The 16,956-nt window shown below is 47.7% G+C and carries 13 protein-coding genes; 5 read left to right on the top strand and 8 right to left on the bottom strand.

Annotation, left to right across the window (positions count from 1 at the left end):
• Positions 1 to 35 precede the first annotated feature (35 nt).
• Complete coding sequence (locus tag ACZIX4_RS15100; protein WP_463336471.1) at positions 36 to 1,238, bottom strand: C1 family peptidase; 1,203 nt, start codon at positions 1,236 to 1,238, stop codon at positions 36 to 38.
• A gap of 153 nt (positions 1,239 to 1,391) precedes the next feature.
• Complete coding sequence (locus ACZIX4_RS15095) at positions 1,392 to 3,293, bottom strand: S9 family peptidase (protein ID WP_463336470.1); 1,902 nt, start codon at positions 3,291 to 3,293, stop codon at positions 1,392 to 1,394.
• 276 nt (positions 3,294 to 3,569) lie between these two features.
• On the opposite strand from ACZIX4_RS15095, the gene ACZIX4_RS15090 reads away from it, so the two are divergent.
• The 4 genes from ACZIX4_RS15090 to ACZIX4_RS15075 all read left to right on the top strand — a co-directional run bounded on the left by ACZIX4_RS15090 (position 3,570) and on the right by ACZIX4_RS15075 (position 10,527).
• The gene (locus ACZIX4_RS15090) at positions 3,570 to 6,914 is read left to right on the top strand and encodes a reprolysin-like metallopeptidase (protein WP_463336469.1); all 3,345 of its coding nucleotides are present in this window, start codon (positions 3,570 to 3,572) and stop codon (positions 6,912 to 6,914) included.
• A 496-nt stretch (positions 6,915 to 7,410) separates the two neighbouring features.
• Positions 7,411 to 8,643, top strand: a complete 1,233-nt coding sequence (locus tag ACZIX4_RS15085; protein WP_463336468.1) for a dicarboxylate/amino acid:cation symporter — start codon at positions 7,411 to 7,413, stop codon at positions 8,641 to 8,643.
• A 24-nt stretch (positions 8,644 to 8,667) separates the two neighbouring features.
• Entirely contained in the window at positions 8,668 to 9,411 is a 744-nt protein-coding gene (locus ACZIX4_RS15080; protein ID WP_463336467.1) for a DedA family protein, read from the top strand.
• A 3-nt stretch (positions 9,412 to 9,414) separates the two neighbouring features.
• The gene (locus tag ACZIX4_RS15075; RefSeq protein ID WP_463336466.1) at positions 9,415 to 10,527 is read left to right on the top strand and encodes an NAD(P)/FAD-dependent oxidoreductase; all 1,113 of its coding nucleotides are present in this window, start codon (positions 9,415 to 9,417) and stop codon (positions 10,525 to 10,527) included.
• Here the strand turns inward: ACZIX4_RS15075 and ACZIX4_RS15070 are convergent.
• The 6 genes from ACZIX4_RS15070 to ACZIX4_RS15045 all read right to left on the bottom strand — a co-directional run bounded on the left by ACZIX4_RS15070 (position 10,524) and on the right by ACZIX4_RS15045 (position 16,221).
• Complete coding sequence (locus tag ACZIX4_RS15070) at positions 10,524 to 11,129, bottom strand: ATP-binding protein (protein WP_463336465.1); 606 nt, start codon at positions 11,127 to 11,129, stop codon at positions 10,524 to 10,526. The genes ACZIX4_RS15075 and ACZIX4_RS15070 overlap by 4 nt on opposite strands.
• 19 nt (positions 11,130 to 11,148) lie before the next feature.
• Positions 11,149 to 11,517: a VOC family protein gene (locus ACZIX4_RS15065; RefSeq protein WP_463336464.1), complete on the bottom strand. Its 369-nt coding sequence runs from the start codon at positions 11,515 to 11,517 to the stop codon at positions 11,149 to 11,151.
• Positions 11,518 to 11,564: 47 nt separating this feature from the next.
• A complete protein-coding gene (locus ACZIX4_RS15060) occupies positions 11,565 to 12,701 on the bottom strand; it encodes a serine hydrolase domain-containing protein (RefSeq protein WP_463336463.1) in 1,137 nt (378 codons plus the stop codon).
• Between the two features lie 36 nt (positions 12,702 to 12,737).
• Positions 12,738 to 13,559 carry a hypothetical protein gene (locus ACZIX4_RS15055; protein WP_463336462.1) on the bottom strand — a complete coding sequence of 274 codons (822 nt, stop codon included), beginning with the start codon at positions 13,557 to 13,559 and terminating at the stop codon, positions 12,738 to 12,740.
• A 284-nt stretch (positions 13,560 to 13,843) separates the two neighbouring features.
• Positions 13,844 to 14,545 (bottom strand): 16S rRNA (cytidine(1402)-2'-O)-methyltransferase, encoded by a 702-nt coding sequence (gene rsmI / locus ACZIX4_RS15050; protein WP_463336461.1) that lies wholly within the window; start codon positions 14,543 to 14,545, stop codon positions 13,844 to 13,846.
• Positions 14,545 to 16,221: a hypothetical protein gene (locus ACZIX4_RS15045; protein WP_463336460.1), complete on the bottom strand. Its 1,677-nt coding sequence runs from the start codon at positions 16,219 to 16,221 to the stop codon at positions 14,545 to 14,547. The genes rsmI and ACZIX4_RS15045 overlap by 1 nt, the downstream gene beginning before the upstream one ends.
• A 102-nt stretch (positions 16,222 to 16,323) precedes the next feature.
• On the opposite strand from ACZIX4_RS15045, the gene ACZIX4_RS15040 reads away from it, so the two are divergent.
• The gene (locus ACZIX4_RS15040; protein WP_463336459.1) at positions 16,324 to 16,953 is read left to right on the top strand and encodes a thymidine kinase; all 630 of its coding nucleotides are present in this window, start codon (positions 16,324 to 16,326) and stop codon (positions 16,951 to 16,953) included.
• Positions 16,954 to 16,956 lie beyond the last annotated feature (3 nt).

Below are 16,956 nucleotides of genomic sequence, written 5' to 3'. Positions count from 1 at the left end.
GGGCAGGAATGTATATAACAGCAATCGGCAAATTGTTATTGCTTAATGTTCAGTTTTTTAGCCAGGTCTTTAGGTATGCCGCCTTTGTGAAGCAGTATCGCCGTAGTTTTAAGCTTTACAAAGTTCTTGGTCATGTACAGGTAGCCTTTGTAGTCGTTGCTGGCACCCCAAGAGTTCTTTATAATGTAGTACTCTTTACCGTTCTGGTCTTTGCTAAGGCCTACAATGTGCATACCGTGGTCATCGGTAGTCTGGTAGTTGTCAAAAGCTTTCTGGCGCATTTCAGCAGTAATATCCAGCTCATCCTGAGGGCCTTTAAACATGCCGTCTTTTTCTTCAGGGGTCATGTCGTTAAAGTTTTTGCCGGGTACATATGCTACACCGTTTTTCCAGCTGAAGCCTTTATCAGTAATATCACCGGCCCAGCCTACAGTATAGCCTTTTGCAAGGGCGTTGTCTATAATGTCTGTGATTTCATTCATCTTCACGTTATAGATAAGATCCAGGCTCCAGTTGTCCGGTACCATAAGCACCATTTGCGTATAGTATGGGTGGTCTGTAAATGATGAAAGCTCTACATAATCATCGGCATTAAGGCCTACAACTTCTTTTGCAAAAGTTTGCGGGGTATATTTTTTGCCTTTGTATTCAAACGTTTCAGGCACTTTGCCCAGGTAGCTGTCTATAACGCCGGTATAGGCTTTTTGCCAGGCCGGTGTAAGTTCGCCATTAGGGTTTTTTACCACAGCGGCAAGCAGCGCCTCGTTTATGGCAGCCATTTCGCCGAAGTTGTTTTTTGTAGTGCCGTAGTTAAGGCCGGTATACGCCGTTTGCGGAAGCGCACCGTACTTACGGTACATGTTTATAACATCGTGCAGTGCACCACCATCGCCCAGGGTTATGGCACCGTGCATACGCACATAGTTAAGCCCTTTTTCTATATAAGCATTGCGTGCGGTATAAATTTGCGAAATTTCTACAGGCTCTTTGCCTGTACGTATCATTTCGCTTTCCAGGAACGAGTTTGCCGAATAGCTCCAGCAGGTACCGCTTGATCCCTGGTTTTTTACCGGGGTATTCTCTATGTTTATTACATCTTTAAAAACAAAAGAGTCTTTGCTGTTAGCGCTCTGGTTATTTTTAACCGAGTTTATAAGGTAGTCCTGCGCTACAGCAGTTTGCAATCCGCCTGCTACAATCAGTGCTGCTACAAGAGATTTGGTTATAACTTTTTTCATCGTTATTGTTAGGGTTATGTTATCGGACTGCTAAATTACAGTTTTTTTATAAAACGCCAATTTTTGTAATAAATTCTACAAGAGCAATTTGGTTTTACAGCGAATTTCATGGATTAACGCAAATAATAATCCGGTTTATCTATCCGAAAAATCTTATAATGTTTCCTTCAGCCATTTGAAGAACTCGCGCTGCCACGCAAGGCCGTTCTGCGGTTTCAGTACCCAGTGGTTTTCATCGGGGAAATACACAAACCTGCTCTTAATGCCGCGCAGCTGTGCCGCCTGGAACGCTTCCTGGCCCTGTCCTATAGGCACACGGTAATCTATACCGCCCTGGATGACAAGGATAGGGGTGTCCCATTTGTCTACATTATTAGCGGGGTTAAACTGGGTGTAGGTTTTTTGCGCTGCTGCGTTGTTTTTATCCCAATACGGGCCACCGCTGTCCCAGTTGGTAAAGAATACCTCTTCGGTAGTGCCGTACATGCTTTGCAGGTTAAATACCCCGCAGTGCGATATGAATGTCTTGAAACGTTTGTTGTGTATACCCGCAAGGTAGAACACCGAGTAGCCGCCGTAGCTGGCGCCTATGGCACCCAGTCTTGCCTTGTCTACGTATGGTTCTTTGGCTACATCGTCTATAGCACTAAGGTAGTCGTCCATAACCTGGCCGCCCCAGTCCTTGCTTATCTGCTCATTCCATTGTACGCCATGGCCGGGCATGCCGCGGCGGTTTGGCGCTACTACTATATAACCCTGTGCTGCCATAACCTGGAAATTCCAGCGGAAGCTGTAAAACTGGCTCAGTGCACTCTGCGGGCCGCCCTGGCAGTAGAGTAGGGCAGGGTATTTCTTTTTGGCGTCAAAGTTCGGCGGAAGCATTACCCATACCAGCATCTTTTTGCCGTCGGTAGTGGTTACGTAGCGTTTTTCTATTTTGCCAAGGGCAAGTTTTTTATACGTAGCATCGTTTACATGCGTAAGCTGTTTCCAGTCTTTCTTCTTGAAGCCATAGCTGTATATTTCGGTAGCGTGGTTCATGTCGGTACGTTCTACAATAACGCTCTCGCCCACAAAACCTACAATCTGTGTAACGTCAAATACGCCATCAGTAAGTTGCTTCACGGTAAGCGATACCTTGGTTTTTCCGGGGAAGTTTACTTCAAACAATTGCTTGGTGCCGTCTACAGGGGCAAGGAAGTATATCTTCTTGCCGTCGGCACTCCAGGTAAAGCTGTCTACGGTGCCGTCCCATGCGGCAGTAAGGTTCATATCAATGCCGTTGTAGCGTACTATAAGGTCGTTTTTATCGGCTTCGTAACCGTCGCGCTTCATTTGCAGCCAGGTAAGGTAGCCCTGCGGCGAATAAGCCGGTTGGGTATCATACCCCGGATTTTCGGGTGTAAGGTTTTTGGTCTGCTTGGTCTCAAGGTTGTACTCGTACAGGTCGGTATTGGTACTCACGGCATATTCAGTGCCCGATTTCTTTTTGCAAACGTATACAATCGTTTTACCGTTTGGCCCCCAAATGAAATCCTCATCGCCACCGTGTGGTTTCTGTGGCGAATCATAAGGTTCGTTTGGCATAATGTCGGTAAAGGCATTTTTATCGGCTACCGGATGAAAGCCTACATGGTTGTGCGAGCCGTTGTTCCAGGTGTCCCAGTGGCGGTAATCCAGCCCGTCGTATACCTGTACGGTAGTTTTTTCCAGGTCGGTATATATGTCGCTGCCCAGTATTTTTTCGGTTTTTATCTCTTTGCTGGTAAGCATCAGTTTACCGTCCGGCGAAAGGTTTTTATCGTTTACCAGTCCGTCAGTACTTTTTATTTCAAGGCCCTTGCCACCGGCTATCGGAACTTTGTAATATTTAGAAGCCGACTTGTTTTCGGTAATGCTTGGCGTGCTTACCCTGTATATTATCGATTTCCCGTCTTTGCTGATGCCCACCGCACTTACGCGGCCCAGGCTCCACAGCAGTTCGGGGGTCATGGTTTGCTGCGCCGCAGCCGATAGTCCTAACATGCTCACTGCTAATAGTAAAATTTTTTTCATTACCTCGTCACTGTTTGTTTTTGTAAAACTTTCCCAAAAGTAACCAATACTTGTCAGGATTGCCAATTTTAACACGATTTGATAATACCGGTAACGAAAGGCATTACTCCATAAATTTTTGTTAATCCAAACTGACATTTACACTAGAAAAAATAAGACTTTTCTTGTTTGTGATTATTTTATCGAAAATAATTGCATTTACACAGATATTTAACAATGTGATTAACTATTGTTAAATATAAAACTTACATTTACTCTAAACCGAAAATATAATATATGAACAAAAACCTACTCACGCTGGCTCTGGCTGCCGTTACCGGTTTTACTTTCGCGCAAAGCGGGAAGCAATTCTGGACTGCCGCCTCAACCAAAACCAACCAAAACACGTTTACCAACCGCCAGGCACTGCCCGAAAAAAACCTGTACGAACTGGATACAGAGGGCATAAAGCTTACCCTGGCAGCGGCACCGCTCCGTGGGGCTGTAAAATCGAATGTTATTGTAGCATTCCCCGATAGCGATGGTGCCATGCAGCGCTACCGTATTTACGAAGCCCCGAACATGGATGCCGAACTGGCTGCCCGCTACCCTGAAATTAAATCGTACATAGGCATTGGCATAGACGACCGCAGCGCTACCATCCGCCTTAGCGTGTCGCCGCTGGGTGTGCATACCATGCTTACCTCGGCCGATAAGCCTGCCGTATTTATAGAACCCTATACTACCGACCTTAAAACCTACACCGTATATAAGCGCGCCGATAAAAAGCAGGCGTTTACAAAATTTGACTGTTCGGTTATGGATAACGCCCTACAGGAATTGCCCAAAAATTCGCTTGCCGCACGTCCTAATGCCGACGACGGTACCCTGCGTACCTACCGCCTGGCCATGAGCGTTACCGGAGAGTATACCGCTTACTTCGGCGGTACCAAAGCATTGGCACTGGCCGCCATAAACACCACGCTTACCCGCGTAAACGGTGTTTTCGAAAAAGACTTTGGCGTAAACATGGTGCTGATAAGCAATACCGACAGCGTGATTTACACCAGTGCATCATCAGATCCGTACGGCAGTACCGATGCCAACTACAACAGCGAACTGCAAAGCACCCTTACCAGCGTGATAGGCAATGCCAATTATGATATTGGCCACCTTATGTCGGCCATTGGTAATAACGGTAATGCGGGCTGCATCGGCTGTGTCTGCGCCAGCGGAAAAGGCAGCGGCTACACCACCAGCACCGCACCGGTAGGCGATAACTTTGATATTGACTTCGTAGCCCACGAAATGGGGCACCAGTTTGGTGCGAACCATACTTTTACGTTTAGCAACGAAGGTACAGGTGCACAGATGGAACCCGGCAGCGGCAGCACCATTATGGGTTACGCGGGCATTACCGGCAGCACCGACGTGCAGGCGCACAGCGACCCGTTTTTCCATGCGTACAGCATACAGCAGGTAACAAACTATATAAAAAGCACATCGTGCCAAACCAATACCGCTACCGGAAACACTACGCCAACGGTTAATGCAGGAGCGGACTATATCATACCGAAAGGCACACCGTTTATGCTTACCGGCACGGGCAGCGATGCTAACGGCGATGCCATAACCTATGACTGGGAACAAATGAACTCAGGTACTTCATCTACCACAAATCCGAGTACTACCGCTACCAGCGGCCCGGCGTTCCGTTCGTTTGTGCCGTCTACCAGCGGGGTGCGTTATTTCCCGAGGCTGGCAACCATAAAAACCGGGGCAACCTCATGGCAATGGGAGGCCGTGCCAAACGTAGCCCGTACACTGAACTTCCGCCTTACCGTGCGCGATAACCGTGCGGGCGGGCCAGCAAACAACAGCGACGATACTGTGATTACCGTTAACGGCACTGCGGGGCCGTTTACCGTAAGCGCACCGAATACCGCTGTGAGTTGGGCTGCCGGAAGCACCCAAACCGTAACCTGGAACGTAGCAGGGACTACCGCAAACGGCGTTAACGCTGCCAATGTAGACATACTGCTTTCTATCGATGGGGGTAATACCTACCCGATAACCATTTTGGCAGGTACGCCAAATGATGGCTCGCAATCCATCACCGTACCGAACAATATCGGTACACAAAACCGTATTATGGTAAAGGGCAGCAACCATATATTCTTTGATATCAGCAATACTAATTTTACTATAACGTCGGGTTCTACCGATACCACAGCCCCAACAGCCCCCACACTTACCGCAAGCGGTACTACCAGTACCACAACCAACCTTAGCTGGAGTGGCGCTACCGACAACGTGGCCGTTACAAGCTACGACGTGTACCGGGGTACAACGCTTCTTGGCAACGTAACCACTACTACCTATGCCGTAACCGGGCTTACACCGGCTACTACGTACTCGTTTACCGTAAGGGCCAAGGATGCGGCGGGTAACACCTCAGTAGCCAGTAATGCCGTAAGCGTAACCACCCTTAGCGGCGGCGGGGTAACCTACTGCACCAGCAAAGGAAACAGCGTAGCCGATGAATATATAGGCAAAGTACAGTTGGGCACCATAAACAATACCTCTACGGGGGGGACGGGTTACAGTGATTTCACGTCGATATCTACCAGTCTTACCAAAGGCACGGCGTATACCATAACCATTACGCCTACGTGGACGGGCTCAAGCTACAGCGAAGGCTATGCAGTGTGGATAGACTATAACGGCGATGGCGATTTTGCCGATACAGGCGAATTGGTTTGGAGTAAAACAGCCAGTACCACAACCCCGGTTACGGGTACATTCACCCCACCTACAACGGCAATTACGGCTACTACTCGCATGAGGGTGTCTATGAAATACAACGGCGTACCTACATCTTGCGAAACCTTTAGTTATGGTGAAGTGGAAGACTATACTGTGAACCTTACCACAGGCGGCACTACACCTCCGGCAGCGTATTGCGCCAGCAAAGGAAACAGTGTTGCGGACGAGTACATAGGCAAAGTACAGTTTGGCACTATAAACAATACCTCTACAGGTGGTACGGGTTATAGTGACTTTACCTCAATTTCTACGAATGTTACCAAAGGCACTGCCTATACCATAACCGTAACGCCAACATGGACGGGTTCTACCTACAGCGAAGGTTATGCCGTGTGGATAGATTACAACGGCGATGGCGATTTTGCCGATACAGGTGAATTGGTTTGGAGTAAAACGGCGAGTACTACCACTCCGGTAAGCGGCACCTTTACCATACCAACGACTGCCACAACCGGCAGCACACGCATGCGGGTATCTATGAAGTACAATGCCGTACCTACATCGTGCGAGGCATTCAGCTATGGGGAAGTAGAAGATTATACCGTGGTGATTGGCTCAGCCGCAAAAGGCGAAAGCAACGGGGCGGCACTACAACCTGCCATTACCCTCTACCCGAACCCGGTAAGCGATGTGCTTAACGTAACTAACGTAAGTAACAAAACAAGCTACCGCATCTTTAACATGCTGGGGCAGCAGGTAGCCATAGGGGCATTAGCCGAAGGCACTGCCAATGTAACCCAGCTTGCACCGGGCAACTACCTTATAGAAGTATCCGATGAGGCCACGCGTACTACGCTGCGTTTCATCAAAAAATAAAGTATATATAACCTGTATTTGTGGGGCTGCCTTCGGGTGGCCCTTTTTTGTGGATCGTGTTTCATAAAAGAAGGGTCTGCGAAACGTAGTGCTCCTTCCTATAAAGATTTTACCACAAGGGGCACAAAGTTTTTCACAAAGTACCCGATGCGTTTCTGTAAGGGTCTTGATAAAAGTACACAAAGGCTTTCCTGCGGAAAGTTCAATACCGGAAACTATTATTGCGGGATTAATCGCTTTATGTGCTTTTAGCTTTCCGCAGGAAAGCCTTTGTGACCAAATTAGTGGGGGCAACCAGGTTGTTTAATAGCTTTTGTGCCCCTTGTGAAAAACTTTGTGCCCCTTGTGGTAAATAATCCTCACCGACGACTTAAATATTCATACGATAGTCTTAGGGGGTAATGCTAAAAATCATCCACTTCGCTTTAAATAATTATTATCTAAACCAGTATTGAAAAAATATCAGTAATTTCACGCACTCTAAATTTTGGCAAATTTGAAAAGCAACAACAAATTATTTTTCGCAATACTGGCCGCAATGGTATTGGGCGGTATTCTGGGTAATTTTATCCACACCGGCTACGATACCGAAACCGCTGCGGGTTTTGCAAAAAACATAAAATTGTTGGGCACGCTTTTCATCCGCCTGGTGCAGATGATTATTGCGCCGCTGGTGTTTAGTACGCTGGTAGTGGGCATTGCCAAAATGGGCGACGTAAAAATGGTAGGCCGCGTAGGCGGTAAAGCCATAGCGTGGTTCCTTACGGCATCATTGCTGTCGCTGGTGCTGGGCATGGCGCTTGTAAACTGGCTGAAGCCGGGTGTTAATTCGGCCATAGACATGTCGAAGCTCGATTCGGCGGGCGACCTTGTAAAAGGCACCGCTACATTTTCACTGGAAAACTTTGTAACCCATATAGTACCCAAGAGCCTTTTTGAAGCGCTGGCCGGAAACGAGATACTGCAAATAGTACTCTTCTCGGTAATGTTCGGCATTGCGCTTTCTACCCTTAGCGAAGAAAAAACAAAACCCATTATAAAAGGGCTTGATACCGTGGCACACGTAGTGCTTAAAATGGTATCATACATTATGTGGACGGCGCCGCTGGGCGTGTTTGGCGCTATAGCCAGCGCCGTGGCACTATACGGCTTTGGTATCTGGAAATTATACGCGGGATACCTTGCCGATTTTGCCCTGGGTCTACTCCTGCTGTGGATACTGCTACTTCTTGTGGGATATTTTATACTGGGCAACAGGCTTTTTACGTTACTAAAAAGGCTTGCCGGGCCGCTCCTTGTAGCCTTTAGTACTACCAGTAGCGAAGCGGTATTCCCGAAGCTAACAGAAGAGCTGGAGCGTTTTGGGTGCGACCCTAAGATAGTATCGTTCACCCTGCCGCTGGGCTATTCGTTTAACCTGGACGGCAGCATGATGTACATGACCTTTGCCAGCCTGTTTATAGCACAGGTATACCATATAGATATGCCGATAGAAAAACAGCTGGTAATGCTGCTGGTACTTATGCTTACCAGTAAGGGTGTGGCGGGCGTACCGAGGGCATCGCTAATTGTAGTGGTGGCTACCTGTGCCATGTTCGACATCCCGGCCGAAGGTATCGCACTAATACTGCCTATAGACCATTTTTGCGATATGGGCCGCAGTATGACCAATGTACTGGGCAATGCACTGGCTACATCGGCCATAGACAAGTGGGAGAATAAAAACTGATAATCATCGAAAAACGAAAATATTATGGAAAAAGGATTTGACTGGCTACAGTTAATCAACCCAGAATTTTACATTAACCTGCATATCGCTGGTGTACCTATTGGCCTTTATGTGGTGCTGTTTATTGTATTTGCGGAAACCGGTCTTTTTGCAGGCTTCTTCCTGCCGGGCGACAGCCTTTTATTTCTTGCGGGTATATATAGTGACCAACTGATGTCTACCATCTGCGATTTTGGCAATGGCTTTGTAAACGTTACCGTACTGGCTCTTTTGGTGGCTGGTGCCGGTGTAGTGGGTAATATGTTCGGGTATTGGTTTGGCTACAAAAGCGGCACCTACCTGTACAAAAAAGAAGACACCTTTTTATTCCGTAAAAAATACCTGATACAGGCGCACGAGTTTTTCGAAAAACACGGTGGCCGTGCCATCATCTTCGCACGTTTCCTTCCTATTGTACGTACGTTTGCACCTATTATAGCGGGTATCGTAAAGATGGATAAGAAGAAGTTCATGCTTTACAACATTGTGAGTTCTATCCTTTGGGCATTTGCCATGATTTTTGCAGGGCATTACCTGAACGAGCTTTTCATGAAGCAGTTTGACATTGACCTGAAAGCGCACATCGAAAAAATAGTATTGGGCATCGTACTGATAACTACCTTCCCGGTACTGCTGAACATGCTGAAAGGCAAGAAAGTTACCGAGCAGGAAGCCATTGATGAAGCTAAGGACAACGACCACGGCGATACTAAAATTTTCCCTAACTAAGCCATGAACCTCAGTTGGTGGGAAATAGACAGTTGGTTCAGCAATGTAAGCTACACCATAGTGGGCAGCGGCATTGTGGGCCTGCACGCGGCACTGTGCCTGCGTGAACGTTTCCCCGAGGCAAAAATACTGGTGCTGGAACGCGGCCCACTGCCACAGGGCGCCAGTACCAAGAACGCAGGGTTTGCCTGTTTCGGCAGCCTTAGCGAGGTTATAGACGACCTGAATACCCATACCGAAGAGGAAGTTATTTCCCTGATACAAAAACGCTGGCAGGGGCTGCAATTGCTGCGCAAACGCCTGGGCGATGCCACAATTGACTTCCGGCCGCATGGAGGCTATGAGCTGTTTCTTGAAGACGACACCGCTGGCTACGAAAGCTGCCTGCGCCGCATGCCGTTTGTAAATGATGTACTGCGACCGCTATTCCGTGCCGATGTATTTAGCAAGGAAGTAGACCGTTTTGAGTTTAAGGGTATAAATGAATACCTCGTATTTAACCCTTACGAAGGGCAGATAGATACCGGCAAAATGATGCAGGCTTTATTAAAGGAAGCCCATGCGCAAAACATTCTACTACTGAACAGCCAGACTGTAACCGGTTTCACCGAAAAACCCGACGGCGTAGAAGTAGCCCTGGGCGATTTTTCTTTCCATACCAAAAAGCTGCTGTTTGCTACCAATGCCTTTGCAGGCCAACTGACAAACGGTGCCGTAAAACCCGCCCGTGCACAGGTGCTTATTACCGAACCGATACCCAACCTGGACATACGCGGCACCTTCCATATTGACAGGGGGTATTATTACTTTAGGAATATTGGCAACCGCATACTGTTTGGCGGTGCGCGCAACCTCGACTTTGAAGGGGAAACCACTACCGAATTTGGTACAACTGATATCATCCAAAACCGTTTGGAACAACTCCTCCGCGAAACCATACTCCCAAATACCGATGTGGCCATAGCCCACCGCTGGAGTGGCATTATGGGTATGGGCGGCAGCAAGCGCCCTATTGTAGAGCAAATATCAAACCACGTATACTGCGGCGTACGCCTTGGCGGCATGGGTGTAGCCATTGGCAGCCTTATAGGGCAGGAACTGGGGGATTTGGTTTAGATTAACGTTATTTCCAGTCCGGGTAACTTTGTACGGATTTCCAATACTTTCTCATAAATCCCTTCCGGCTCAAAAGTTAAACCTGTGAATATTTCGGGATTGGGCTTCACAAGAAATTCAGTGTAATCTGCCTCATCACTTGGATTGATTTCTTTTGACGCCAATTTCCCATCTTTGTATTCAAAAATGGCTTTTTGGCCACGATTCACAGTGGTTACAGTCCAGTATGAAGCCGCAGCATTAACAGTTGCAATCCCGAGTCTGCAAAATTCTTCACCTACGGACAGGTGTTTTTTATGATTTTTGCAAGCCATTAACGCTGTCATCATCAACTCCGCTGAGGTTCTTCCATCCTCATATAGTACATCAAGTGGCATCCCGGCATCATACTTTATAGTAAATGTATCATCAGGCTTGAGTTGTATTGTAATCTGATTACACTTATCATCGAAATATTCATCGAACGCATGGCACAGTGTTTCAAAGATGTAACTGTTTATGTTGCCTTCTTTAAAATAATCTTCAAAATAAAGCCTCGGCCGTAGCCTTACATGCTCGCTTAGTGAAAATGCATCAATGTTATCAGCTGTATATTCTTCCATTAGTTAGTCTTGATTTAATTTATTCCTGCTTAAACTCCCCGAAATGCCACAGTATACCTGCCGGGTCGTGTACAAAGCACTCGCTTCCCCAAGGCATAATGCGGGGCGGCACCAATTTAGCTTCCGGATATTTCTCTATAAGGTTAAGCGATTGCAGGTAGGCCCAAAATTCGGTTACGCTTTCCACCTCCATAAACAACATGGTGTTGTTTACCCATTCTTCGGCATAGTAATCCTGGAGGTAAAACGACAGCTGGTGCATGTGGAATACCGAAAAGCCTTTGTCAAGCTCGTGTTCTTCAAAGCCCAGGTCGCGGTAAAAGCGGCGTGAAGTTTCAAAATCTTTAGAGCCTATAAACGGGCGTAGCGATTTTACTTTTGGGGTCATAGGTTTTGTTATTGTTGATTACCAAAGATACGTTTTATAACCAAAGCTTACTGTTTTTTCAGCAGGTCCAATATTTTTTGGGATAGTGCCGCATTGAGGTCGCGTGCGTCCTTTTGCAGCGTAACTACCGCTATTGTGGTGTTGGCTTCCGGTATGTACATAACATCGGTACCCCAAAAACCGCCATGGTAGTACGCCGTTGTGGTACCCCCGAACAGCAGGTTCCTTAAGCCCAGGCAGTAATTAGATTGTTCGCGTGGCAATACCAGCGTATGCATGGAGTCTAACAGGGTTTTATCCTGCACGATTTTCCCTTCAAACAACAACTGGAAAAAGAGCGCCATATCCTTTACCGTTGCGGCCTGACCGCCGCCGCCGTATAAATCCCACGACGGGTCCAGGTCATACGAATCCCAAGGGTATTTGTTCCAATACTGGTGTGCAAGGGGCAGTGAGTTAGCAGGCTTCTTTTCCAGGTTTACAAACCAGGTAGCATTAAGGTTGTGCTTTTTAAGGCCAAGCAAATCACGGATGGCAGTATAAAAAGGCTTTTTGGTGAACTTCTCTATAATTTCGGTCAGCAACAGGTAATTGATGTCGGCATACTCGTATTTTTCGCCGGGCGCTACATGCGGATTGGCCTTAGATGCCGTAAGCGCTATCTGGCTGTCGCGCGTCCATTGATGCTTTGGGTTGGTATTTACAAAATCAAAATAACTATCGTCAGTATAGCTGGCAATGCCCGATGTATGCGAAAGCAGGTGCGTTACCGTAATGGCACCCAGGTTGTACCCGCTTCCCTCAAGCAACTTAGCCGACTTATCGGTTATCAGCCCTTTTATGGATTGGCCCGAAGTTATCTTTTTTGCTTCTGCCAGTTTTAGTATGGTAGCAGCTACATAGGTTTTGGTATTGCTGGCAATCAGTACGGGCTGGTCTTTGCCCAAGGGTGTTTTAGAAACCTTATCGGCGTAACCCACACTGCCGGTCCACGACAGTTTGTTTCCCGGAGATTCTACATGCACTGCAATCCCCACGGCATCGGGATGGGCTGTATAAACCGAATCCAGTAACGCCTGAAGCCTGCCCTCCACCGATTGTGCATTACTGTTAATTGTGGTAAAAAACACTAAAGCAAGTAAGGCTCTTTGCAGAAGCATCAGCGGTTTCAGGTTACGGTTCATGGATATTGGTTTTTGGTTAAAGGTATGAAATTTACCTTAACACCCTGTATACGTGTGGACACTAACAGGCTTTAAAAGCTCTTTATCTCCGGTAGGTTTAGAAAGGTACAGGGTGGGGGATTCGGCATTGAAGTGTGCCGCAGTGTCGAGTATCAGGTCGGGGATATCATCGCCGTCTATGTCGCCAATAAACAATACCTGTATCATGGAATCATCAAACTGCGGTACAGATACAAGCAGGGAAGTTATTGTTTTGCCGTTTTTTTCACCTGTAATGTATGCCTTGTAATCCGTTATTTCTCCGTTTTTAATCTTGCTTTCCGCATAAAACGAAAAACTTTTCCCTTTAAAAGGTGTTGTGATTTTCGAACCCGGACGTAGTTCAGTCCTTATCGGGAGAACGCGTTCCGATTTATGTTCCGTAATATAATCACACCCCGAAATGAGTATAATAGCACTGTCCTTAACTGTTGTTTTTACCTCACGGCCTGTTTTTTCAGTTTCGGTTTCATCAACAACAGGGTCGTACACATTGGTCACCGAAATGCCGGTTTTGGCAATATAGTACCCGTCTTTGCCTTTAAACAATCCCAGCCAGGGCAACTTTTCAGCATTATCAGGAACCTCATCCCCGTGATGCCAACCTGTTTGCAGGGTTTTTACAGCGTAATCCTCCTCGCCCTTATTTGGAAAAACAAGGGTATCGTAGTGAATCGTGTCTTTATCGATTCCGGCAGTAACAGTTGTAGCAACGCTATCTGCTATCGTTGAGTCTTGTGTGGCACTTTCAGCCTGGGATTCCCTTTTATGGCAGGAAAATAGTGTTAGGGATACTGCTAAGAAGAGGGTTGTTTTCATGGTTTGGTTTGATTTATGTTTTTGGAGGACATACCCTGCGGAACCTTATGAGATTGCTTCGTTCCTCGCAATGACGGAGCGTGAAGAAAGCTGACTAAATCACTTTGCGAGTAAGCACGCTCCAATCCGCATCGTCATCGCGAGCGGAGGTACGGAGCGTGGCGATCTCATGTATATTTCACCAATGATAAGATTACTCCGTCAGTTCGGGCATAGCCCTCGGGTGCTTCGTGCCTCGCAATGACCTGTGAAAATCCTTTAAATCTGTGTCATCAGTGTTCCAGTCACTCTTCCCTGTCGCGTTTCTTCTTCTCCACAACAGCGCCACCCACTATCACCACGATTTCGCCCTTAGGTTCTTTTTTGGTAAAGTGTTCCAAAACTTCCGTAGCCGTACCGCGTACCGTTTCCTCATGCAGCTTGCTCAGCTCCCGCGATACCGATACCGGCCTTTCGGAGCCAAAGTACTGTATAAACTCCCCCAAAGTCTTTACCAGCTTGTGTGGCGAAACATAAAATATCATGGTGCGGATTTCTTCTGCCAGGGCAAGGAAACGCGTTTGCCTTCCTTTTTTATCCGGCAAAAAACCTTCAAATACAAACTTATCATTTGGCAGGCCACTGTTTACCAGCGCAGGCACAAAGGCAGTAGCACCGGGCAGGCACTCCACATCTATGCCATTTTCTACACAGGCACGCGTAAGCAAAAAACCGGGGTCTGATATGGCTGGGGTACCCGCATCGCTAATCAGGGCTACGGTATCCCCGGCTGTAAGGCGCTGCACTATGCTTTCCACCGTTTTATGCTCGTTGTGCATGTGGTGGCTCATCATGTGCGTACCGATTTCAAAATGCTTCAGCAGCTTGGCGCTGGTTCGGGTGTCTTCGGCCAGTATAAGGTTCACCTCCTTAAGTACCTTAATGGCACGAAAGGTCATATCCTCCAGGTTGCCTATGGGTGTGGGTACTATATACAGCTTGCCCATTAACTGAATTTTTTCTCTACCAGCTCCATAAAGCGGGTTTCATATTCCTCTTTGCCGTTCCAGTTATTATAGTCGGGTTTTACAAGGTCGGCTATAAAATCCTTGGCTTCCTCAAAGGTATTTATGGTATTCAGCTGCGAAACCACACGGTTAAGGTCTTCGCTGCTACCGCCAAAAAGGTGCTTTTCAAAAGCGATGCGGTCGTTAAGGCCAAGGCTCATAGCACGCACAAATCCATCGTTAAACTTAGGCGTTGCAGGCTTAGGGGCTTCCTTAGGCACTTCAGGTGTAGCAATCGGGGCTGAGTATGCCGGTTTAGAAGGTTCCCACTTCGTCCAGTCGTCTGCCGGGGCGGGTTTTGGTTCTTCTTTAGGTTTTTCAGGTTCAATAGGTGCACTGAAAGCAGGCTTAGACGGCTCCCAGTTGCGCCAGTCGTCTACAGGTGCGGCCTTAGGCTCCTCTTTCGGCTTTTCAGGCTCGGCAGCAGTGGCCGATTTAGACGGTTCCCAATTCATCCAGTCGTCTATTGGGTTTGCAGGCTGGGGTTTTGGTTCTTCTTTAGGCGCTTCGGCTTTCGGCTCGTCCTTTGTTGGTTCCCAGTTCATCCAGTCGTCAAACGTAGGCGCCGGGGCTTCCTCCTGTTTAGGTTCCTCTTTTGGTTTGTCTTCCTCTTTCTTTACGAATTCAGGCTGTACAAACCCACTGAAATCCTCAAATACTATTTCGCGCTGCTTAGCAGGTTCTTTACGTTCAAAATCAGGTTCGGCACCGGTAGTTTCTTCAGTGATTATAGCCTCCTCCTGAGATACAGCCGGTTCGCCGGTAGGTATATCAATGCCTTCGCCGGTACCGTTCTCGGTATCTTCGCCAGCTGTTTCGGGCAGGTTGCCCACTTCAGGCATATCAGGCACTTCGGTTACAGGCTGCTGCTCGTCTTCATGCAGGCCCACCTCGGCGGTGATTTCCTCCCTGTGGTGGGTGGTGGGTTGCTCCGCCAGGTGATGTTCCGGTTTGGCTTCTGCGGCAGGCGCTTCCTGTGGGGCAACTTCCTCCTCAGGTGTAGCTTTTTCTGCAATTGGCTCTTCTACAGCAGGCTCATCTGCCACGGATTCCTCCGCTTCAGGCTCCTCAGTTTTTTCTTCTTCAGGTGCTGCTGTTTCGGTAGTCTCTTCGGCAACCGGTTCTTCAGTTACATGTTCTTCGGCAGGCTCTTCCTCTTCAGTTTCGGCAGCAGGTTCTTCTTCCTGTGTTGTTTCCTCAACTTCAGCCGGAGCCGTTTCTTCCTCAGCGGCCACAGGGGTTTCCTCAGCTACGGGTTCGGCAGCCTCAGTATCATTTTCTTCTGATGGTTCTTTGGTAGCAGTAGTAGTTTCGGCAGTTTCCGGCACTGTGGTTTCTTCAGTACTTTCGGCTACAGCTTCGTTGCTCGCTTCCGGCTTTGCTTCTTCCGCTTCGGGAGCCGGGATGCTATAAATTTCCTCCAGCTTTTGCTCAGCCAGGCCGTAGCCTATAGTAGGTTTTACGTCGCTAAAATTATCTTCCACAAACTTAAGCACCGATATTTTCTGGTACAGGTTCAGCGTTTCCTGCTGCAGCTGGTCCAGTTCGGCCCTGTTTTTCAGTTTCAGGATGCGGTGTGCAATGCTTATCAGTTCGGCTTCTAACTTTTTCTTCATAACTTTTGGCGTATTCGGGCGTGGCGGACTACTTTTTTAATATTTTTGTTTCTACACAAAGTAACGCAAAACATTTCTGTTATTACAGGCTGAAGGTATAAAATGTTTCTTGAAAATACAGTAAACCATAAAGAACAATTCGGGTGGATCGAGGTCATCTGCGGGTCAATGTTTTCGGGTAAAACCGAGGAACTGATACGCAGGCTGAAGCGCGCACAGTTTGCCAAACAAAAGGTAGAAATCTTTAAACCGGCAGTAGATACGCGCTACCATGAAGAAATGGTGGTGTCGCACGACAGCAACCAGATACGCAGCACCCCGGTAGAATCTGCCGCCATGATACGCCTCCTGGCGCAGGATTGCGAAGTGGTGGGCATAGACGAAGCCCAGTTCTTTGATGATGAAATTGTAGCCGTGTGCAACGACTTGGCCAATAACGGCATCCGTGTTATTGTAGCCGGTCTGGACATGGATTTTAAAGGCAATCCCTTCGGTCCTATGCCGGCCCTTATGGCTACCGCCGAATACGTAACCAAGGTACATGCTGTATGCACCCGCACGGGCAACCTGGCGCATTTCAGCTTCCGCAAGGCGCAAAACGACAAGCTGGTACTACTGGGCGAAACCGAAGAATACGAACCCCTGAGCAGGGCGGCGTATTATGAGGCGGTACGAAGCCCGCTGCCACCTAAGGCAGGGAAAGATGGGGAAAACAGAGCGGAAAGCATATAATAT

It is taken from the genome of Flavobacterium niveum, assembly GCF_055231775.1.
The sequence above is the reverse complement of the archived record's forward strand: the minus strand, read 5'-3'. Positions and strand labels throughout refer to the sequence as shown.

Excerpts from the sequence above, each read along its gene's own strand:
- ACZIX4_RS15100 (WP_463336471.1), bottom strand. The coding sequence starts at position 1,238 with ATGAAAAAAGTTATAACCAAATCTCTTGTAGCAGCACTGATTGTAGCA.
- ACZIX4_RS15095 (WP_463336470.1), bottom strand. The coding sequence starts at position 3,293 with ATGAAAAAAATTTTACTATTAGCAGTGAGCATGTTAGGACTATCGGCT.
- ACZIX4_RS15090 (WP_463336469.1), top strand. The coding sequence starts at position 3,570 with ATGAACAAAAACCTACTCACGCTGGCTCTGGCTGCCGTTACCGGTTTT.
- ACZIX4_RS15080 (WP_463336467.1), top strand. The coding sequence starts at position 8,668 with ATGGAAAAAGGATTTGACTGGCTACAGTTAATCAACCCAGAATTTTAC.
- ACZIX4_RS15075 (WP_463336466.1), top strand. The coding sequence starts at position 9,415 with ATGAACCTCAGTTGGTGGGAAATAGACAGTTGGTTCAGCAATGTAAGC.
- ACZIX4_RS15070 (WP_463336465.1), bottom strand. The coding sequence starts at position 11,129 with ATGGAAGAATATACAGCTGATAACATTGATGCATTTTCACTAAGCGAG.
- ACZIX4_RS15065 (WP_463336464.1), bottom strand. The coding sequence starts at position 11,517 with ATGACCCCAAAAGTAAAATCGCTACGCCCGTTTATAGGCTCTAAAGAT.
- ACZIX4_RS15060 (WP_463336463.1), bottom strand. The coding sequence starts at position 12,701 with ATGAACCGTAACCTGAAACCGCTGATGCTTCTGCAAAGAGCCTTACTT.
- ACZIX4_RS15055 (WP_463336462.1), bottom strand. The coding sequence starts at position 13,559 with ATGAAAACAACCCTCTTCTTAGCAGTATCCCTAACACTATTTTCCTGC.
- rsmI (WP_463336461.1), bottom strand. The coding sequence starts at position 14,545 with ATGGGCAAGCTGTATATAGTACCCACACCCATAGGCAACCTGGAGGAT.
- ACZIX4_RS15045 (WP_463336460.1), bottom strand. The coding sequence starts at position 16,221 with ATGAAGAAAAAGTTAGAAGCCGAACTGATAAGCATTGCACACCGCATC.
- ACZIX4_RS15040 (WP_463336459.1), top strand. The coding sequence starts at position 16,324 with ATGTTTCTTGAAAATACAGTAAACCATAAAGAACAATTCGGGTGGATC.